The sequence below is a fragment of the Rhizobium sp. 01T417 genome (assembly GCF_056398905.1).
The window spans coordinates 127,925-147,778 of the sequence record NZ_JBFTQH010000016.1 but is presented as its reverse complement, the minus strand read 5'-3'; the positions used below and the strand labels follow the sequence as shown (position 1 = coordinate 147,778).

The 19,854-nt window shown below is 59.4% G+C and carries 23 protein-coding genes; 6 read left to right on the top strand and 17 right to left on the bottom strand.

Annotated elements, in window-relative coordinates; all coding sequences use genetic code 11:
- Positions 1-150: 150 nt before the first annotated feature.
- The 7 genes from AC1DPR_RS17545 to AC1DPR_RS17515 form a co-directional block, all read right to left on the bottom strand.
- A complete protein-coding gene (locus AC1DPR_RS17545) occupies positions 151-816 on the bottom strand; it encodes an HAD family hydrolase (protein WP_113470735.1) in 666 nt (221 codons plus the stop codon).
- A gap of 123 nt (positions 817-939) precedes the next feature.
- Positions 940-1,482: a MerR family transcriptional regulator gene (locus tag AC1DPR_RS17540; protein WP_018859820.1), complete on the bottom strand. Its 543-nt coding sequence runs from the start codon at positions 1,480-1,482 to the stop codon at positions 940-942.
- Between the two features lie 217 nt (positions 1,483-1,699).
- A complete protein-coding gene (locus tag AC1DPR_RS17535; protein WP_007531489.1) occupies positions 1,700-2,038 on the bottom strand; it encodes an integration host factor subunit alpha in 339 nt (112 codons plus the stop codon).
- A 107-nt stretch (positions 2,039-2,145) separates the two neighbouring features.
- Positions 2,146-3,117 (bottom strand): beta-ketoacyl-ACP synthase III, encoded by a 972-nt coding sequence (locus tag AC1DPR_RS17530; protein ID WP_026372141.1) that lies wholly within the window; start codon positions 3,115-3,117, stop codon positions 2,146-2,148.
- 19 nt (positions 3,118-3,136) lie between these two features.
- Positions 3,137-4,183, bottom strand: coding sequence for a phosphate acyltransferase PlsX (gene plsX / locus AC1DPR_RS17525; protein WP_025661225.1), 1,047 nt, complete (start codon positions 4,181-4,183; stop codon positions 3,137-3,139).
- Between the two features lie 103 nt (positions 4,184-4,286).
- Complete coding sequence (locus AC1DPR_RS17520) at positions 4,287-4,841, bottom strand: YceD family protein (protein WP_018116898.1); 555 nt, start codon at positions 4,839-4,841, stop codon at positions 4,287-4,289.
- A gap of 10 nt (positions 4,842-4,851) precedes the next feature.
- Complete coding sequence (locus tag AC1DPR_RS17515) at positions 4,852-5,442, bottom strand: ubiquinol-cytochrome C chaperone family protein (RefSeq protein ID WP_192304347.1); 591 nt, start codon at positions 5,440-5,442, stop codon at positions 4,852-4,854.
- A 179-nt stretch (positions 5,443-5,621) separates the two neighbouring features.
- Between AC1DPR_RS17515 and AC1DPR_RS17510 the strand changes: the two genes are divergently transcribed.
- Positions 5,622-6,158, top strand: a complete 537-nt coding sequence (locus tag AC1DPR_RS17510) for an outer membrane protein assembly factor BamE (RefSeq protein WP_018116900.1) — start codon at positions 5,622-5,624, stop codon at positions 6,156-6,158.
- Between the two features lie 70 nt (positions 6,159-6,228).
- On the opposite strand, the gene AC1DPR_RS17505 is transcribed toward AC1DPR_RS17510, so the two are convergent.
- From AC1DPR_RS17505 to AC1DPR_RS17495, 3 genes are all read right to left on the bottom strand, one after another.
- Positions 6,229-8,364, bottom strand: coding sequence for a sodium-translocating pyrophosphatase (locus tag AC1DPR_RS17505; protein WP_113470734.1), 2,136 nt, complete (start codon positions 8,362-8,364; stop codon positions 6,229-6,231).
- Positions 8,365-8,571: 207 nt separating this feature from the next.
- Complete coding sequence (nusB, locus tag AC1DPR_RS17500; protein WP_018116902.1) at positions 8,572-9,054, bottom strand: transcription antitermination factor NusB; 483 nt, start codon at positions 9,052-9,054, stop codon at positions 8,572-8,574.
- Between the two features lie 3 nt (positions 9,055-9,057).
- Positions 9,058-9,513 (bottom strand): 6,7-dimethyl-8-ribityllumazine synthase, encoded by a 456-nt coding sequence (locus AC1DPR_RS17495; RefSeq protein ID WP_016553506.1) that lies wholly within the window; start codon positions 9,511-9,513, stop codon positions 9,058-9,060.
- A gap of 332 nt (positions 9,514-9,845) precedes the next feature.
- Between AC1DPR_RS17495 and AC1DPR_RS17490 the strand changes: the two genes are divergently transcribed.
- The 3 genes from AC1DPR_RS17490 to AC1DPR_RS17480 all read left to right on the top strand — a co-directional run bounded on the left by AC1DPR_RS17490 (position 9,846) and on the right by AC1DPR_RS17480 (position 11,361).
- The gene (locus AC1DPR_RS17490) at positions 9,846-10,196 is read left to right on the top strand and encodes a hypothetical protein (protein WP_018116903.1); all 351 of its coding nucleotides are present in this window, start codon (positions 9,846-9,848) and stop codon (positions 10,194-10,196) included.
- A 99-nt stretch (positions 10,197-10,295) separates the two neighbouring features.
- Positions 10,296-10,799 carry a cupin domain-containing protein gene (locus AC1DPR_RS17485; protein ID WP_018859197.1) on the top strand — a complete coding sequence of 168 codons (504 nt, stop codon included), beginning with the start codon at positions 10,296-10,298 and terminating at the stop codon, positions 10,797-10,799.
- A 25-nt stretch (positions 10,800-10,824) separates the two neighbouring features.
- Positions 10,825-11,361 (top strand): GNAT family N-acetyltransferase, encoded by a 537-nt coding sequence (locus AC1DPR_RS17480; protein ID WP_113470736.1) that lies wholly within the window; start codon positions 10,825-10,827, stop codon positions 11,359-11,361.
- On the opposite strand, the gene AC1DPR_RS17475 is transcribed toward AC1DPR_RS17480, so the two are convergent.
- From AC1DPR_RS17475 to AC1DPR_RS17445, 7 genes are all read right to left on the bottom strand, one after another.
- Positions 11,324-11,944 carry a riboflavin synthase gene (locus AC1DPR_RS17475; protein ID WP_018859195.1) on the bottom strand — a complete coding sequence of 207 codons (621 nt, stop codon included), beginning with the start codon at positions 11,942-11,944 and terminating at the stop codon, positions 11,324-11,326. The genes AC1DPR_RS17480 and AC1DPR_RS17475 overlap by 38 nt on opposite strands.
- Positions 11,944-13,053, bottom strand: a complete 1,110-nt coding sequence (gene ribD / locus AC1DPR_RS17470) for a bifunctional diaminohydroxyphosphoribosylaminopyrimidine deaminase/5-amino-6-(5-phosphoribosylamino)uracil reductase RibD (RefSeq protein WP_113470733.1) — start codon at positions 13,051-13,053, stop codon at positions 11,944-11,946. The genes AC1DPR_RS17475 and ribD overlap by 1 nt, the downstream gene beginning before the upstream one ends.
- A gap of 3 nt (positions 13,054-13,056) precedes the next feature.
- The gene (nrdR, locus tag AC1DPR_RS17465) at positions 13,057-13,533 is read right to left on the bottom strand and encodes a transcriptional regulator NrdR (RefSeq protein WP_007531462.1); all 477 of its coding nucleotides are present in this window, start codon (positions 13,531-13,533) and stop codon (positions 13,057-13,059) included.
- Positions 13,534-13,542: 9 nt separating this feature from the next.
- Entirely contained in the window at positions 13,543-14,841 is a 1,299-nt protein-coding gene (glyA, locus tag AC1DPR_RS17460) for a serine hydroxymethyltransferase (protein WP_113470732.1), read from the bottom strand.
- A gap of 177 nt (positions 14,842-15,018) precedes the next feature.
- On the bottom strand, positions 15,019-16,323 hold the full coding sequence (locus tag AC1DPR_RS17455) for a L,D-transpeptidase family protein (protein WP_018859192.1): 1,305 nt from the start codon (positions 16,321-16,323) through the stop codon (positions 15,019-15,021).
- A 624-nt stretch (positions 16,324-16,947) separates the two neighbouring features.
- A complete protein-coding gene (gene ldtR, locus AC1DPR_RS17450) occupies positions 16,948-17,463 on the bottom strand; it encodes a transcriptional regulator LdtR (protein WP_018116896.1) in 516 nt (171 codons plus the stop codon).
- A 130-nt stretch (positions 17,464-17,593) separates the two neighbouring features.
- The gene (locus tag AC1DPR_RS17445; protein ID WP_018116895.1) at positions 17,594-18,031 is read right to left on the bottom strand and encodes a DUF6163 family protein; all 438 of its coding nucleotides are present in this window, start codon (positions 18,029-18,031) and stop codon (positions 17,594-17,596) included.
- A 135-nt stretch (positions 18,032-18,166) separates the two neighbouring features.
- Between AC1DPR_RS17445 and hemB the strand changes: the two genes are divergently transcribed.
- Positions 18,167-19,180: a porphobilinogen synthase gene (hemB, locus tag AC1DPR_RS17440; protein WP_018116894.1), complete on the top strand. Its 1,014-nt coding sequence runs from the start codon at positions 18,167-18,169 to the stop codon at positions 19,178-19,180.
- 75 nt (positions 19,181-19,255) lie between these two features.
- A complete protein-coding gene (locus AC1DPR_RS17435) occupies positions 19,256-19,714 on the top strand; it encodes an RDD family protein (protein WP_018116893.1) in 459 nt (152 codons plus the stop codon).
- Positions 19,715-19,854 lie beyond the last annotated feature (140 nt).

Here is a 19,854-nt window from a genome sequence, read left to right as displayed (position 1 = left end):
GGGTACTTTCTTGCGACGCTTGGAGTTCGGCTCGAAGACGCGGCGTCGTGCGGGCGCTGCCGTGAAGAATACTTCCCATAATGCATCCTCTTCCTGACGACTCAGGTTCAATGATGCACCATCACACTCAGGGACTACACACCTAGAGCGCTATCTGACCAGCGCAACGCGCCCGTCTGGGCCGGTGTCGACACGCCACTCCCGATAGTTGGAGATCGAAAAGTGCGGCGTTGCGAACGGCGTCGTATGCGTCTCTGTGATGACTGTCACATCCGCGCCCGCCGCTTCGCCTGCGAGAATTCCGGCAACGGCATCTTCGAACACCAGGCATTTCGTCGGATCGACTCCGAGGCGCTTGGCCCCCAGCAGGTAGCACTCCGGGCTCGGTTTCCCGGCTACCACTTCTTCACCGCTCACCATCGCCACGGGCGTCGGAATGCCTGCGGCGGCCATGCGCCGCCGGGCGAGTTCGATCGGTGCCGAGGTTACGATCGCCCACTTTGCCGGTGGAATGCTGTTCAGGAAATCGATCGCGCCGGGGATCGAGACGATACCTCCAACGTCCTCCATCTCCTCCTTCAGTAGCTGCTTTGCCTCATACTCCGGATCGACGCCTGGCAACGCCAGCTGGCGAATGACGTCGGAGGCGCGAATGCCATGGATCGTCTTGAGGAAAACCTCTGGCTCGAGGCCATGCCGCATAGCCCATTCCGTCCAGACGCGTTCGACCACCGCGATCGAGTTCAAGAGCGTGCCATCCATATCGAACAGGAAGGCGTCATAGAATTTGCCGGGAACGGAATGAGACGCGGTCACGAAGGCTTCCTTGGTACTGACTGGAATTACGCTCGCCGCCAACTACGATGCGTTTGGCAGAGGCCGTCCGAACGCGCGGGCGATGCTTCACTAACTAAGCCATCGAGGCGCTCCGGTATTGGATCAGCGAACTTGATCCAACAGGCGCTTGCATTCGAGGAGATCGTAGAGTGCTTCCTGAAGCAGCGCTCGATCCTCCTTGCCGACGCTCGACTTGCCGATCGAGATTTCCGGGGATTCTTCATCGCCACCGCCGAAATTGAAGAAGCGGCGTGTGATCGGCGGCTTCGCGCGGCCAACCACCTGATCCTCCTCGGACATTCCGACCCGTGGCTCGGCCGCATCACCGCCCTCCGGCGGGCCGCCCGTCAGCGCCTGGACGCTGGCGAGATCGCCATGCCCGATGGAGATGACAAACTTGTTGCCGTTGGTCTTCAGAAGTTTCTGCACGCCCTTGATGGTGTAGCCGTGATCATAGAGCAGGTGGCGAATGCCCTTCAGAAGATCAATATCCTCGGGCCTGTAGTAGCGGCGGCCGCCGCCGCGTTTCATCGGTTTGATCTGAGGAAACCGAGTCTCCCAGAAGCGCAGGACATGCTGTGGAAGGTCTAGGTCGTCCGCCACCTCGCTGATGGTGCGGAACGCATCGGGGCTCTTATCCAACATCCTTACTCCCTACGCGGTCTCGGGGTGCGCCGCGCGTCTGTTCGGCTGACAAGGCGCAGCTGTGTCTCACGAACGTCAGAACCGAGCCGCGACTCATCATATTTCAACGGTTTGACGCCGCGAATTCAAGTCACCTCTTGAATACCGCACAGATCGTTCAGGGAAGATTGCAGGTTGTTGTCGTCGAGCGAGAGGGACCTCCCTCTCCTCAGCCCAATCAGGAAGCCGGATTTGCGGCCTTCTGCTTGGTCTTGCGCAGAGTATGCGCCTTGAGGATCCGCGTCTTCAAGACATTGGAGGCCTTGAAGGTCATGACGCGTCGGGGAGAAATCGGTACTTCCTCGCCAGTCTTCGGATTGCGGCCGATGCGCTCATTCTTGTCGCGCACCTGGAACGTCGCAAAAGACGAGAGCTTGACGGTTTCGCCGCGAACAATCGCGTTACAAATCTCGTCAATGACAGTTTCCACGAGCTCAGCAGATTCGGTTCTTGAAAGACCGACCTTACGAAAAACTGATTCCGCCAGGTCTGCTCGCGTCACTGTCTTTCCGGTCATGGTTTCCCCGCCCATTTGCCAATTATATTATGAAAGCGGACAAAGAGTATTTGTCTTGCGCCTCACGGTCAAGCTCTTGTTCGTCGGTAGTTTTTTGGATTTTCGGGTTACCAGCGCAGGAGTGCTGCGCCCCAGGTGAAGCCGCCGCCCATCGCTTCCAACATCACCAGATCGCCTTCCTTGATCCGGCCGTCGCCAGCGGCCGTGGCCAGCGCGAGCGGAATCGACGCGGCAGACGTGTTGCCGTGGAGATCAACCGTAATGACTACTTTCTCAGGTGCAATATGCAACTTCTTGGCGGAACCGTCGATGATACGGCGATTGGCCTGGTGTGGCACGAGCCAGTCGAGATCGTCGGCGGTCGTTCCCGTGGCGTCGAAGGCGGCCTGAATGACGTCAGTGATCATGCCGACTGCATATTTGAAGACTTCGCGGCCCTCCATGCGCAGCTTCCCAACCGTGCCAGTCGTCGAGGGACCGCCATCCACATAGAGCTTCTCCTTGTGGGAGCCATCGGAACGCAGGTGCGCCGTCAGCACGCCACGATCAGCGGTCGTGCCCTTGCCCTCGGCAGCCTCCAGCACGATCGCCCCGGCGCCATCGCCAAAGAGGACACAGGTCGTGCGATCGTTCCAGTCGAGAATGCGCGAGAAGGTCTCGGCGCCGATTACCAGCACGCGCCTGGCGAGACCGCCCCTGATAAAGGCGTCGGCCGTTGTCACAGCATAGACGAAGCCTGTGCAGACGGCCTGTACGTCGAACGCAAAGCCATGGTGCATGCCCAGGCGGTTCTGGATATTGACGGCAGTCGCCGGGAATGTGTTGTCGGGCGTCGAGGTGGCACAGATGATAAGATCGATATCAGCTGGCGTCAGGCTTGCCTTGTCGAGCGCAGCACGCGCCGCAGCTTCGCCGAGTGACGATGTCGTCTCGCCCTCGCCCGCGATGTAGCGTTGGCGAATGCCCGTACGCTGGACAATCCATTCGTCCGATGTGTCCACGACATCTTCCATGTCGCGATTGGTCATAACGCGTTTCGGAAGTGCGGCTCCGAACCCGCGAACAACTGAACGGATCATATTGCTTAAACCCCGTCGCTCATGCGGCTTCCGGCCCGATCGGGGGGAGCCGCTTGGCATGATACTTTTGAAGATCGTTTTCTATTTTCTGATTGAGGCCATTCTTGGCCATGTCGTAGCCGACCTCGATGGCGGCAGCGATGCCTTCGGCATTGGCGCCGCCATGGCTCTTGATGACGACGCCGTTGAGGCCGAGGAAGACGCCGCCGTTCACACGGCTCGGATCCATCTTTTCGCGCAGCATGTCGAAGGCGCCCTTGGCGAAGAAGTAGCCGATCTTGGCAAGCAGCGTGCGCGACATTGCAGCGCGCAGATACTCACCGATCTGCCGCGCTGTACCTTCGGCCGCCTTCAAAGCAATATTGCCAGAGAAGCCTTCGGTCACGACGACGTCGACGGTACCCTTCCCCAGGTCGTTGCCTTCGACGAAGCCATAGTACTCGAGCGAGTCGATGTTGGCCTCACGGAGCAGGCGCCCCGCTTCCTTCACCTCTTCCTGGCCCTTGATCTCTTCGACCCCGACATTCAGCAGGCCAATCGACGGACGCTCGATCTCGAACAGCGCACGGGCCATTGCCCCGCCCATGAGCGCGAAATCCATCAACTGCTGCGAATCCGCGCCGATCGTCGCGCCCACGTCGAGAACGATGCTCTCGCCCTTCAAGGTGGGCCAGATGGCAGCGATCGCCGGCCGCTCGATATTGGCCATCGTACGCAGACAGAACTTGGCCATCGCCATGAGCGCGCCGGTATTGCCGGCCGACACCGCGACGTCGGCTTCCTTCGTCTTCACCGCTTCGATCGTCCGCCACATGGTGGAGATATAGCGACCGCGACGGAGCGCCTGGCTCGGCTTCTCGTCCATGCGGACGGCCAGCTCGCAGTCGTGGAAAACGGTCTTTTCCTTGAGCTTCGGAAACCTGTCGAGAACCGGCTCGCACTGTTCCTTCAATCCATACATCACGAAGAAAATATCGGGATGTCTTTCCAGTGCCTTGGCGGCGCCGGGGATGACAACCTGGGGACCAAAGTCGCCACCCATGAGGTCGATAGAAATTCTGATCACGCGTCCCTGATCCTTGTTTTTCGCCTCCGGCGGGCGAAATTTCGGCCAAAATACCGGTTTTCCCGTCGCTTACAACTGAATTGTGTCAAATCCCCAACGGGGTTCAGTCCTTTTTCCAATCCTTCAGCACGGCGAAGGCAGACGGCTTTTTATCGTTCTCTCCAGTGTCTTCTATGTGACCGGAGAACTCCACACCGGGCTTGCGCGGATAGGGATCGATCGCAAGAGCTGCGAATTCCGTAACCACCTCACCTGCGTCAATCGTATCGCCGGTGAAGCTTTCGGGAAGGTCCGGGCCATCGGGGTCCAGCACCATTTCGCCGGCATCATTGGCGGGCCGGCGCGCAAGCTTGGAATTCTCCGGCACGAAGATCTGCTCGAAGCTCTCGTCGATCTCCGATGGGACCGGATCGAGGGTCACGACGCAGGACTGGACGATGTTGGCACGCACCCTGCCCTTGATGCGCACACCATCCCGCTTCCACCGACCGATCTGGAGGTCAGCACCAAAGCTGTCCACCGATAGGACACTCCAACTGTCCGCAAGGGCTGCCAATTCGCGCTTGTCGGCCTCCAGATGCACCTCGACAGGATTGGCCGATATATGACCTACATTTACGAGGTAGGAGAACGGAACGTCGTCTCTTTTGTTTTTCATCGTCTCTTCCTCATGCTACCTTCGGAAGTGTCGCCGAGCCTGTCGCTATGACGTCCTCCGACTGAGACAAAAGATGGTCTTCGGCAACAAACATCCAGTCCGCGAGACCGCGCATATCCACCGGCTCATTCGCCTTCGGATGAATGTTTCGCACGAGCGCAGCAGCGAGTCCTTCGGCATCCCTGGTGTCCATCGCCTTGGCGTAGGCCTCCAGGCGGCCATAGAACATGCCGGCCAGCTTCTTCATGCGTTTGGGAACCGTGTTGTCACCGATCCCCAATTCACGGATGGAGTAGTCGATATCCTGGAAGAAGGCGTCGACGATTTCCTGCGCGATCTCCTGGCCGCTCGTCCCGGAGGTTCGTGTGCGCCGGAAGAAGAGGATCATCACCGCCGAAAGCATCTCGAAACGCCCCATCACCGTATCCGGGACATTCAAGCGCTCATAGAATTCCGGCATCCGTGCGGCCGACGTCAGTGCCTGATATTGCCGATCTACGATTACCTGGTTGTTGTTTTTCTTGCCAAAGAGCCCGAAGATCATCGTTTTTTCCGGAAAGGCCTCATTCTGGGCGCCAAGCGGCGTCCGACCTTGTTGCATGATTTCGAAAGCTGGTTTACCGAAGCAGGCGCGAATTGCAATGCCGAAGGTGGCCACTTTCGGGACAGCACCCCTTCTGTCCGCATGAGCCAACGGGATGTCTCTCCCCGGAATGGCCACAATGGTTTTGCATCAGCGATCTGAGGCCGGTGGCTGCCATTCATAATTTTAGGGAGTAGATGTCGTTGACGAAACGGTATTTCAAGTCTGACAAAAAATTCCTCAGCAATGCCGCTATTGCCATCATGATCGCCTCCGCCGGACTTTCAGGCTGCCAGACACAAACCGTCCTCAACGGTGGATATGTCGCCGACGAGCAGTCGCTGAATCTCGTCCCAGTAGGATCGAGCCGCGAGCAGGTTCTCCTATCCCTCGGCACCCCGTCCACGACGGCGACGTTCGATGGCGAAGTCTTCTACTACATCTCGCAGCGCCGCGAGCGCTCCATGGCCTTCCAGAAGCTGAAGGTGGTCGATCAGAGCGTGCTGGCGATCTATTTCGACAAGGACGGCATCGTTACGCGCCGTGCGAACTACACCCTCAAGGACGGCAAAATTTTCGATACGATTACCCGCGTCACCCCGACGGGCGGCAAGGATTTCACCTTCCTACAACAGCTGCTATCGGGCGGCAGCGCGGCGAACGCTGCGAAGGGCCTCTTCGGTGGCGGCACCTCGCAGCCGGCCTCGCCGCAGAACCCGGCCAGCCTCCGCTAAAGCGGGAGCGAACTCTCAAAGAAAAACCCGCCGGATCGCTCCGGCGGGTTTTTAGTTTCGGCGATGTGCCTCAAGCCAGGACGGCGAGAAGCAGAAGAGCGACGATGTTGGTGATCTTGATCGCCGGGTTAACGGCAGGACCAGCCGTATCCTTGTAGGGGTCGCCGACCGTGTCGCCGGTCACCGATGCCTTATGCGCGTCGGAGCCCTTCATATGGCGAACGCCGTCCTTGTCGACGAAGCCGTCCTCGAAGGATTTCTTGGCATTGTCCCACGCGCCACCACCCGAGGTCATCGAGATCGCGACGAACAAGCCGTTGATAATAACACCGAGCAGCGATGCGCCCAGCGCCGCGAAAGCGGAAGCCTTCGAGCCCGAGATGATCAATACACCAAAGTAGACGACGATCGGGGCAAGAACCGGCAGAAGCGAAGGAATGACCATCTCGCGGATGGCTGCCTTGGTCAGCAGGTCAACCGCCCTGCCATAGTCTGGACGCTCGGTCCCTGCCATAATGCCGGGCTTCTGCTTGAATTGACGGCGAACCTCTTCGACAATTGCGCCGGCCGCGCGGCCGACGGCGGTCATCGCGATGCCACCGAAGAGATAAGGAATGAGACCACCGAAGATCAGTCCGGCAACGACGTAAGGATTGGAAAGATCGAAGGAGATGTCGCCAATACCTGCAAAATACGGGTACTTGTCACCGTTGGCGGCAAAGTATTTGAGGTCGTAGGAATAGGCCGCAAACAGAACCAGGGCGCCGAGGCCAGCGGAACCGATCGCATAGCCCTTGGTAACGGCCTTCGTCGTATTGCCGACTGCGTCGAGCGCGTCGGTCGACTTGCGTACTTCCGGCGGCAGGTGGGACATTTCCGCAATGCCACCGGCATTGTCCGTCACCGGACCGAAAGCGTCGAGAGCAACGATCATGCCGGCAATGCCGAGCATGGCGGTAACCGCGATGCCGGTGCCGAAAAGGCCGCCGAGCTGATAAGTCGCCAGGATGCCACCGACGATGACAATCGCCGGGAGGGCTGTCGATTCCAGCGACACCGCAAGACCCTGGATGACGTTCGTGCCATGGCCGGTCACAGAGGCCTGGGCGATCGAATTGACTGGGCGCTTGTTGGTGCCGGTGTAATATTCGGTGATGACAACAATCAGCGCTGTGACGAGCAGGCCGATCAGACCGCAGACAAAGAGATGCGTGCCGGTAATGTCCTCGCCACCGACCGAGCCAATCGAACCCCAGCCGATGGTCAGTGATGTCGCTACGCCAAGGCCGATGATCGACAGCAGGCCGGTGACGATGAGCCCCTTGTAAAGGGCGCCCATGATCGAGCCATTGCTGCCGAGCTTGACAAAGAACGTACCAATGATCGAGGTGATGATGCAGGCGCCGCAGATCGCAAGCGGGTAGAGCATCGCCGATTCAAGAACGGGTGCGCCGGCAAAGAAGATTGCGGCGAGAACCATGGTCGCGACGACGGATACGGCGTAGGTTTCGAAAAGGTCAGCTGCCATGCCAGCGCAATCGCCGACGTTGTCGCCGACGTTATCGGCAATTGTCGCGGGGTTGCGCGGATCATCTTCCGGGATACCCGCTTCGACCTTGCCGACGAGGTCACCGCCGACGTCAGCGCCCTTGGTGAAGATACCACCGCCGAGACGGGCGAAGATCGAAATCAGCGACGCACCGAAGCCAAGCGCGACGAGGGAATCGATGACTTCGCGAGAGCTGCCTTCGTGCCCAAGCACGACAGTCAGCACGTAGTAGTAGATCGACACGCCAAGGAGCGCGAGACCGGCCACCAGAAGCCCGGTGATGGCACCCGACTTGAATGCAATCTCAAGTCCGGCGGCCAGGCTCTGGGATGCCGCCTGCGCCGTGCGAACATTGGCGCGCACCGAGACATGCATGCCGATGAAGCCAGCAGCGCCTGACAGAACAGCGCCGATGAGGAAGCCGATTGCAGCCGTGCCGGAGAGCAGCAGCCAAGCTGCAATGAAAACGACGATGCCGACGATTGCGATGGTCTTATACTGGCGCGTCAGATAAGCCTGCGCACCCTCACGAATATAGCCTGCAATTTCCTGCATGCGCTTGTTACCCTGATCGGCGGCAAGCACCGACCGGGTTGCCCAGATGGCATAGACCACCGAGAGCAGACCGCATGCTATTACCCATAAAAGAATGCTCATTTCGCTCTTTCCTCCAAAAGAGCCGGAGCTCACTCCCTCTCCGGCTGCGAATACGCCGACTCGATTTCCTCCCACAGAAATGCTGCAACGCCGGGCGGAGATTGCGTGGAGGAAAACGGCGCGTCAAGCCCGTAAGAGCCAAAAGCCCTTGCAGCACAATGGGAACGGAGGATTCTTGGAGGTCGGGCCTGCCGACCCGGCAGAACGCTACTTCTTGGCTTCGCCGCGCACCTGCTTTGCGATGCGGTCAAGCACGGCGTTGACGAGCTTCGGCTCATCGTCGCTGAAGAATGCCTGAGCGATTTCGACGTATTCCGTCACGATGACCGCAACGGGAACATCCTTGCGTTCGAGAATCTCGAAGACGCCGGCACGGAGGATCGCGCGGACCGTGCTATCGAGACGCGACAGCGCCCAGTCGTCCTGCAAGGCGGACGCAATCATTGGGTCAAGGCGACGCTGCTCCCGCACGACGCCTGATACGATCGAGCGGAACCAGGAGGGGTCGGCCTTCAAATAGGTCTCACCGTCGAGTTCCTGGCCCAGGCGATGCGCCTCGTATTCAGCCACGATCTCCAGCACGCCGGTGCCGCCAATATCCATCTGGTAGAGCGCCTGAACGGCAGCAAGGCGCGCAGCACCTCGCTGGTTTGCAGCCTTGACCGGACGCTCCGAGTTCTCGTTGTTCATTCGTTATGCACCCAACTTCTTCTTCAGCTCTATCATCGTAAGAGCTGCGCGGGCGGCAAATCCGCCCTTGTCCTTGTCCGAACGGCGGGCGCGAGCCCAGGCCTGATCGTCATTCTCAACTGTAAGAATGCCATTGCCAATGGCAAGGGATTCGCTCACGGCCAGATCCATCAGCGCGCGAGAGGATTCGTTCGACACGATATCGAAATGGTAGGTCTCGCCGCGGATGACCATACCGAGGGCGACGTACCCATCATACTGCGTGCCCTCATTATCTGCTCCGTCGAGCGCCATGGCAATCGCCGCCGGAATCTCGAGAGCGCCCGGAACGGTGACGACCTCATAGGTCGCGCCGGCCTCTTTCAAGGCGAAGGTCGCGCCTTCAAGCAGGGCATCGGCCATGTCGTCGTAGAAGCGTGCTTCGACGATCAAAATGTGGGGAGCGGTTTCTCGCGCCATGCTTCACCTTCAGTAGCTAGAGGACTTCACCATTCGGCAGGCCGCGGTCAAAACACGCCGCGACCCGAATGGCAAGCAAATTCCGACCATGATTGGATGCCGAATCCGGAATCCCGGCAACGGCGGAGCGGGCAATTCTTGCGTCATTTTGCGCCGGCGTCGGACCGGCGCCTCGAAGATGGCAAATGAAGGGCAATTCGCATGAACAATATGTGACTAAATTCCAGATACTTATGAATTGAAGGCGGATGATCCGATTACCAATTTCAGCTGCGTAACGCTGACGATCCACTGCCGACGGTCGATCGTCAGAGCAGATGAAAGGATACCCCATGAATCGCGTTGCAGCCATCGCCTCCGCAGTCGCTACCCTTGCCTTTGCAGATGCCAGCCGTGCCGAAAGTCTCGACATGACCACCCCGTCGGGCATCGAACGAACGCTCCGCAGCTTCAGCGGCGCAAATCTCGATATTCGGCAGGTGGCCGACCACGGCAGATCGAAAAATATCGGAGCGCCCAATTCATTTGCCGCACACAGTGTCCACGACATCCAAGTGATCCGTGCGGCCATTGCCGTCAACAAACCCCTTATGCATCAGCTCAACGCCCGAGGTGTGCTGCTCGGAAACATCGTCAACGCTGATCAGGCCGCGGACGGCGGTATCACGGTCTACTATCGATAAGGTCAAGGGCGACAGCGGAAGACTGTCGCCCGTCACGATGCTTTGCGGGTTGTATTTTCTCGCAGGATGATGCCTTTTCTCCGGAAACAGGAGAAGACAATGTCCGGCGTATCGAAGCCCGTCATCAACGTCGCTGATTTGAAGCTTGAGCACTGGAAGCAAGGGGATCTGTACGAAGGGACGGATGTCTCATTCGGCTCGCTTCTCGGCCTTGCAGGTCTCGGCATAAGCTACAACGAAGTCCCGCCCGGCAAATCCAGCTGTCCATTCCACAACCATCACGTGGAGGATGAGCTGTTTTTCGTCATCGAAGGCACCGGCGAATATCGTTTCGGTCCTGATCGCTATCCGATCCGGAAGGGTGACACGCTCGGCGCTCCAGCCGGGGGACAAGAGACCGCCCACCAGATCATCAACACTGGTTCGACGCCTCTGATCTACCTCGGCATTTCGACAATGGCGAAAACCGAGATTGTCGAATATCCCGATTCCGGAAAGTTTCTCGCCAAGACCAATCGCGACGAGGGACAAGCGAACCGCTTTCGCTTTATCGGCAGCGAGCATGGCAAGCTGGACTACTGGGACGGCGAGCCGGGTGCTTGACCTCCATCCGAGGGAACACTTCAAGATGACCAGCATTCCTACCATCGAGACAGCGCGACTGCTGCTACGTCCGCACACCGTTGACGATTTTTCTGACTATATGACGATGTGGAGCGACGAAGCGGTGGTGCGCTTCATCGGAGGTGTCCCCTCCACCCGCGAACAGGCCTGGGCACGCATGCTGCGTGTCGCCGGCATGTGGCATCACATGGGTTTCGGATTTCTGGCGATCGAGGAAAAGCAGTCAGGGCGTTTCATCGGGGAAGCAGGCTTCCTCGACATGAAACGGGATATGCACCCCGTTTCCACGGAAGGCACTCTGGAGACCGGTTGGGGACTGATGCCCTTCGCGCAAGGGCACGGCTACGCCAGCGAAGCGCTCACGGCGCTGATCGCCTGGGCGGAAGAGCGGTTCCCCTCCAAGCCAATGACCTGCATTATCGACCCGGGGAACGATCCCTCGCTGCGCCTGGCGCACAAGCTCGGCTTTCGCGAAGTCCAGCGATGCAACTATAATGGAGAGGTTATTCTGCTTTCGCGGTCGGGAACTCCGCCAGCCTAGCGGCATAGCGCGCCATGGTATCGACTTCGAAATTGACGAAGTCGCCTGCCTTGCGTTCGCCCCAGGTCGTGACCTCAAGCGTGTGACGGATCAGCAGGACGTCGAAATCGGTACCGTCCACCGCGTTGACGGTGAGCGACGTGCCATCCAGAGCGATGGAGCCCTTAGGTGCAACGAACTTGGCGAGATGTTCAGGCGCACGCAGGCGAAAGCGCGTCGCATCGCCCTCTTCCGTCACCGAGAGGATCTCGGCCTTGCCATCAACATGACCGGAAACGATGTGGCCGCCGAGTTCGTCGCCGATCTTCAGCGAGCGCTCGAGATTGATGCGGGTACCTTCCTTCCACGTCCCGATCGTCGTTAGGCGCAGAGCCTCTTCCCAAGCTTCGACCTCGAACCAGCGGCCGTTGCTGCCCTCGCCGGGCAGGCCGGTCACCGTCAGGCAGATACCGGAGTGCGAGATCGAGGCGCCCATGTCGATGGTCGCCGGATCATAGGCAGTGGCGACACGCAGCTTGATGCCTTCCTTCAATGGGGAAACAGATTCGATCTTGCCGACGTCGGTGACAATTCCGGTAAACATCAAAGCTCTCTTTCGTATTCGTCCAGGCGATCGTCGCCAAACATGAAGGTGCCCCTGTGCAGGAAGCCCGATGGCATATCGGTCTTCTGGACCGGCGATTCAATACCGTCCTGCCCGATCACCGCAGGGCCTTGATAGAGGAGGATGCGGTCGATGTAACCGGCATCCAGGAAAAGCTTCGCCGTCCGCGCGCCGCCTTCGATGACAAGCGAAGAAATTCCGCGCGATGCTAGTGCAGGCAGCAGTTGGTCGGGCCGGTAGGGACTGCATTGGACCACTTCGACGCCAGCCTGATCCAAAGCGTCTCGTCGTGCGAGAAAGGCCTCGTCCTCGCTATTGTCGAAGCGGGGCGGTTCGGCCGCGACGACGATCAATGGCACCTGCTTGGCCGTAGCGACCAGCTTGCTGTCCAAGGGCAAAGAGAGATCTTCATCGAGCACGACACGAACCGGTGAGCGGGCCTCAAGTCCAGGCGTGCGAACGGTGAGCAAGGGATCATCGGCGATCGCAGTCCCGATCCCAACCAGAATCGCATCGGTTTCGGCGCGCAGCTTCTGCACCTCTACCCGTGCCGCAGGCCCAGTGATCGCAATCTGCCCCTCGCCCTTTTTTCCGATCATGCCGTCAGCGGAAACCGCAAGCTTGAGAGTCACATAGGGCCGGTTCTTCGTCTGCCGTGTGAGGTAAGCAGCAAGCGAACGCTTGCCTTCCTTTTCGAGAATTCCTGACTCGACCTCGATCCCCGCATCGCGCAGCATGGCAATGCCCCTGCCCGAGACACGCGGATCCGGATCGGTGACGCTTATCACCACACGACCAATGCCGTAGGCAATCAGCGCCTCCGCGCAGGGTGGTGTCTTGCCGTAATGCGAGCAGGGTTCGAGCGTGACATAGGCGGTGGCGCCGCGCGCCAGTTCGCCGGCTTCGGCCAGGGCCTGCGGTTCGGCATGGGGACGCCCGCCGACTGCCGTCACTGCACGGCCGACGATCTGACCGTCACGCACGATCACGCAGCCGACGGAAGGATTGGTAGATGTCTGGCCGAGATGCAGGAGACCCAGGCGGATCGCCTCTTCCATGAAACGCGCGTCGTCTTCCGAAGCGCTCATGAGCTAGTTGTCCAGGGGATCGCGGGCGATCTTGGCGTTGATCTCGGAAATGACTTTCTCGAAATCCTCGGCATGCGAAAAATCCCGATAGACAGAGGCATAGCGAACGAAGCCAACATCATCCAGGCTCTTCAATGCTTCCAACACCTGAAGGCCGATCTGCTCGGAGCTGATCTCGACTTCGCCGGAGCTTTCAAGCCGTCGAACGATGCCGGATACCGCACGTTCGATGCGGTCGCGGTCGACGGGACGCTTGCGCAGTGCGATCTCGAAAGATCGCACCAACTTGTCGCGGTCGAACGGTACCTTGCGGCCGGTCTTCTTCGACACCATCAGCTCGCGCAGCTGCACGCGCTCGAAGGTCGTGAAACGACCGCCGCAATCGGGACAAATACGCCTGCGGCGGATGGACGTATTGTCCTCCGCCGGGCGTGAATCCTTGACCTGTGTGTCTTCCGATCCGCAGAATGGGCAGCGCATGCGCTATCCTTAGCCCATGTAATCATACATTGGGAAGCGGTTGGTCAGCTCGACCACCTTGCCGCGAACGGCTGCTTCCACGGCTGCGTTCCCCTCGTCGGAGTTGGCGACCTTCAAGCCGTCGAGAACCTCACCGATGAGGTTGCCGATTTCCTTGAATTCCGCTTCCTTGAAGCCACGCGTCGTGCCGGCTGGCGCGCCGAGGCGCACACCCGAAGTTACGAATGGCTTCTCAGGGTCGAACGGGATGCCGTTCTTGTTGCAGGTGATGTAGGCGCGGCCGAGGGCTGCTTCGGCACGCTTGCCGGTCGCGTTCTTCTTGCGAAGATCGACGAGCATCAGGTGGTTGTCGGTGCCGCCGGAGACGACATCGAGGCCGCCGGCGATCAGGGTTTCCGCAAGCGCCTTGGCGTTCTTGACGATCTGCGCGGCGTAGTCCTTGAACTCCGGCTCCAGCGCTTCACCGAAGGCGACGGCCTTGGCGGCGATGATGTGCATCAGCGGACCACCCTGCAGACCGGGGAAGACGGCCGAGTTGAACTTCTTCGCCAGATCTTCGTCGTTCGTCAGGATCACGCCACCGCGGGGACCACGCAGCGATTTGTGGGTCGTCGTCGTGGCAACGTGGCAGTGCGGGAACGGCGACGGATGCTGGCCACCGGCGACGAGACCGGCGATGTGCGCCATGTCGACCATCAGGTAGGCGCCGACCGAGTCAGCGATCTCGCGGAAGCGCTTCCAGTCCCAGATGCGGGAGTAAGCGGTGCCGCCGGCGATGATCAGCTTCGGCTTATGCTCTTCGGCCTTGCGGGCAACTTCGTCCATGTCGAGCAGGTTGTCGCCTTCGCGCACGCCATAGGACACGACGTTGAACCACTTGCCGGACATGTTGACCGGGGAACCGTGCGTCAGGTGACCGCCCGAGTTGAGGTCGAGGCCCATGAAGGTGTCGCCCGGCTGCAGCAGTGCAAGGAACACGGCCTGGTTCATCTGCGAACCGGAGTTCGGCTGAACGTTGGCGAAGTTGACACCGAAGAGCTTCTTGGCGCGTTCGATCGCCAGTTCTTCAGCGATATCGACGAACTGGCAGCCGCCATAGTAGCGCTTGCCCGGATAGCCTTCGGCATACTTGTTCGTCATGATTGAGCCCTGGGCTTCCAGCACCGCGCGGGAAACGATGTTTTCCGAGGCGATGAGTTCGATCTCGTGCCGCTGGCGGCCGAGTTCCTTGCCAATCGCGCTGAAGATTTCCGGATCGGTATCGGCAAGCGAGCGATTGAAGAAGGTCTGGGTGGAGGCATTGGTCATGAGCGGGCTCCTCAACTGGAATGCGCGAAGGTATTAGCGCCCCGCCCTTTCAAGGGCAATACGGAGAACGACATTTGCTAGGCAATCTACGCGCCGCGCGTTCTATGCCCGACAGGACAACAAAAAACCGCGCCAGAGAGGCGCGGTTTCTTCAAAACCAAACGCGATCCAATTGACTTATTGAACCGGCTGCTCCGTGGTTGCGGTCGTGTCGAGCGCAAGCTCGGCGTTGCCGTCGAGCTGATAGATATCGTCGCGGAACTGCACGACGCCATCCGGCATGCCCCAGGCGGAAATGTAGACGAAGTAAACCGGCACTTCTTCGGCGAGCTTGATCGGCGTGTTGACGCGGGTCGTGATGACCTGCTCCATCTGCTGACGCGACCACGGCGGGGTCTCGCGCAGCAGCCACGTCGTCAGATCGCGAACGTTCTGGACGCGAACACAGCCCGAGGACTCAAAGCGCATCAGCTTGTTGAAGAGACCCTGCTGCGGCGTGTCATGCATATACTCGCCGTTCTTGTTGTAGAAGTTGATCTTCGTGGACGCCATGGCGTTGATCTTGCCCGGGTCCTGACGGAACATGAAATTCGGAGCCTTCTCGGCATTCCAGTCCACCGTTTCCGGCGCCACCTCGTTGCCCTTTCCGTCGATCAGGCGAATGGCATTCTTCTCGAGATAGGTCGGGTCCTTGCGCATCAGCGGTACGATGTCTTTTTCGACGATCGAGCGCGGTGCCGTCCAATAAGGATTGAGGATAACTTCGTAGATCTTCGAGTTGACGAGATGCGTCGGACGGCTGAGACGGCCAACGACCGCAGCGTGGCGCGTCGCAACGCTGCCGTCTTCCACGGCCTCGACGTAGGCGGCCGGAATGTTAACCATCACGTGGCGGCGTCCGAGCTCTTCCGGGAAGGTCTGGATGCGGATGAGGTTGGTGTTCAGCTGCTGCAGACGAACATCGGCCGGAATGTTCATGGCCTTCAAGGTGAACTCGCCGATGACGCCGTCGGCCGGAAGGCCGTGGCGCGCCTGGAAGCGCTTGACGGCGCCGTCGACATAGGAATCAAACGCCGAAGACATGCCAGCCTCGCGCGGTAGGTCGCCTGTGATGGCAAGACGCTGGCGAAGGCTCTGGACGGCCGGGTCGGTCACGCCGATCTGCAAGCGCTGCTGGCTTGGGCTGACTTCGGGCCAACCGCCAGCCGAAGCGATCTGCTGATACTGGGCGATTGCCTGCTGGATGCTCGGCACCGACTGCGGCCCGAGAATCGGCGTGTTGGAAACGACGGCCGTTGCGGTGCGGGACGCAGCCTTCGCATCGAACTGATCGTCCCAATCGCCGCGTTGTGGAGCATTAATGAGCGAGTCGATCGCCGATTGCGCGAGTGCGGGGGCCGCCAATGCGCCCGCGCCAACCATTGCCGCAGACGTCAGAAACGCCCGACGAGAGAAAGCTTCAGTACCGATTTTCTTCGACATTCATCCCAACCACTAAATTGCCGCCGCTTGAGAGACCGGCAGCCTTCGCTATCCCTGCGAGAACGCAGATCTCTCTATCAACCCGTCGCTACGGCGCATCGCACAATCTCTCTGCCGGCGATCACATGATTGCGAGCAGGGAGCGCGAGGTTGTCAGACCTCAATTTGGGAAGCGCCCTTTGCCGTGTATTTCCGCTGACATGCTAATATGGCCAATTCGTGTCGCCCTGCACCACGCTCAACCGTCGGTCGCGGGCGATGCGCAAAGAACCATATCCATCCACAGAAATGTGGCGGTTAATAGCGGCTAAAAAACGGCTTGAATACAGTCGATTATGCTTGCCTGCCATGCGTTGCAAAGATGTCACGACCTCGCAGACAAGGCGCGGATTACGCGCGTCCGGTCCGCCCACTGCCTGCAACAAATAGAGCTGACGTCGCGACCGCGTCGCGTGATTCCCGGGAAACCCCAAGCTCGTCGCGGAGGTCATTGTCCAAGTCGGCGACCGAGTACGCAGCCCGGCAGCGAGACGCTGCTAACGGCGAAAAGGCGCTACGGAATACCGTTGCGCCCTTTCGTGCCTTGGAGGTCCGATAAGCCAGCAGGGAAGTTGGCTTACGAGATTACAGGCGATAGAGGATCTGGTCGTTCCAGAAGCGGTCCAGACGGGTAAGCAGCTTGTTCATCTGCGTGAATTCGTCGGAGCCGATGCCGCCAACCTTGTCGATCGAGCCGACGTGACGTTCATAGAGCTTGGCGACGGTTTCAGCGATGTCCTGACCCGCTTCCGTCAGGCTGATGCGGACCGAGCGACGGTCGATGCGCGAGCGCTGATGGTTGATGAAGCCGAGATCGACAAGCTTCTTGACGTTGTAGGAAACGTTGGAACCCAGGTAGTAACCGCGGGAGCGAAGTTCGCCGGCGGTGAGCTCGGAGTTGCCAATGTTGAAGAGAAGAAGTGCCTGGACGGCATTGACGTCGCTGCGACCCTGGCGGTCGAACTCGTCCTTGATGACGTCGAGGAGACGGCGGTGAAGACGTTCAACAAGATGAAGGGATTCCATGTAAAGATCACGGATGCCTTGTTCCTGCTGGTCACGGAAGTTCGACACCGCCTGCGGCTTGATTTTCGTGTTCATGATGACTGCCTCACTGTTTTGTTTGGCGGTGTTGGTTCTCTTCCCGCCTTGAGACAGACCCTATCGAATACAAATAAAATTCTACTTAAACCGCAGGCTTAACAGTGCCTTACCGGAAACCCTAGATGTATCAGGGTAAATCAACGCTTACCTGCTGGCGCCGCTTGCGCTTTTCGTACCAGAGCGCAACACGGAATCCCAGGTAGACCAGGACGACCGCGGCATGCAGCAAAACGATCAGCCGGTTGGACCCGAAAACCTCCGGCATGAAGCCGTACATGATGATCTGTCCGCCTGCCGCGAGCACCCAGATAACCGGCCCCCAGGAGACGGCCAGCCATAGACCGAGAGAGGCGACGGGGAAGAGAACGGCGAGGCTGGTGCTTGCGACCTTCCACGGAAGGCTGAGCAGATCGAAGCGCCCTGCCCCGACCAGCGAATAGCCGACGAGCATCGCCCAATACTGCAATCCGAACCAGAAGCAGGAAACGGCGACAAGCCGCAGGAACAGGATGAAGAGAACGCTGGTCAGCGTCCGCTTAGGTATCGTCGGAGAATCAGCGTCCATGTCTCAAACAATAGGGTTGCCGTTGCGACTTCGCCAGCGCCTCCTCCATTGCGGCCAATCGTCCGGTTTGGATTTCGGCCACGCCATGATAATGAGCGCTTCGACAATTGGAATGGCAGAAAGCTGGAAACCACCATGCAGGACAAGACCCATCTCGTCGACGAGATTACCGGCCATCGGCGCATGCGCCGCAATCGCAAGGCCGATTGGACGCGGCGCCTCGTGCAGGAGAACCGCCTGACGGTCGACGACCTGATCTGGCCGGTTTTCGTCGTTCCCGGCACGGGCATCGTCGAAGCGATCCCGGCGATGCCCGGCGTCAACCGCATGAGCGTGGATAGGCTGGTCGAAGCCACCAAGGAAGCGGCCGATCTCGGCATCCCTGCGATCGCGACCTTCCCGAACATCGAAATGGAACTGCGCGACGAAACAGGCTCGAACAGTCTTGAAACCAACAATCTGATCAACCAAGCGACAATCGCAATCAAGAAGGCGGTGCCCAATATCGGTGTCATCACCGACGTCGCGCTTGACCCTTTCACGAGCCATGGCCACGACGGGATCCTGCGACAGGGCGAGATCGTCAACGACGAGACGGTCGATCAGGTTGCGCGCGCGGCCGTCATGCAGGCCGATGCCGGCTCTGACATCATTTCGCCGTCGGAGATGATGGACGGCAGAATCGGCGCCATCCGCCGCGCCCTTGACGCTGCCGGGCACCAGAATGTTGGTATTATGAGCTACGCCACCAAATTCGCCTCGGCATTCTATGGCCCCTACCGCGAGGCGATCTCCACCGGCGGTCTGCTCAAGGGTGACAAGAAGACTTACTACATTGATCCGGCAAACGGCACCGAAGCCATCCGCGACGCCGCGCTTGACGTGGAGGAAGGTGCCGACATGCTGATGGTCAAGCCGGGCCTGCCCTATCTCGACATCTGCTGGCGCATGAAGGAAGCCTTCGGTCTGCCGACCTTCGCCTATCAGGTTTCGGGGGAGTACACGCAGATCAAGGCGGCCGCGATGAACGGCTGGATCGACGGCGAGCGCGCCATGCTGGAAACCCTGCTCTCGTTCAAGCGTGCGGGCTGCGACGGCGTCCTCACCTACTTTGCAGTCGAGGTGGCAAGAATCCTAGCCAGGCGCTGATTGCGCGCCAATATTGCATTTGAGGGAAGCGATACCATATCAGCGGCATCGCTTTCTCGAAAGGAGACCGTAACGATGACGCTCACGCCCAATCCGCTCTATGCTGCACCGGACGACTGGCGCGCCTATAGCGGCACGCTGAGCCGTCGTGTCTTCGCATTCATCCTCGACTACGTGATCATTCTGCTGCTCTGCATACCGGCGGCGGTCATTCTTTTCTTCCTGTCGATCGTCACACTGGGGCTCGGATTCTTTCTCTACCCGGCGCTGTTCGTGATCGTTGCAGGCCTGTATTTCGGCTTTACGGTGGGCGGTTCCCAGCAGGCCTCATTCGGCATGCGCGCAATGGGCATTGCCATCATCCGCGTCGACGGGCAGCCGATGGACTTCCTGACGGCCATCGTTCACCTGGCGCTTTTCTGGATCCTGAACTCAGTCCTGACGCCGCTGATTCTGCTGGTTGGCCTGTTCACCGAACGCAGCCGGTTGATCCACGATTTTCTGGTTGGCACCGTCACGGTACGCACCGCCTGATCAGGCTCGCCACAAGCTAAAATAAACGCTGCTCCCGACCTTTGCCGGGAGCCTTTCGACGCCATATCCAAAAGTATGACGCGCGACATCGGGCAGGAGAACGGCCCCGCTGTTGACGTTTTTTATTCTTAAGTCATCCT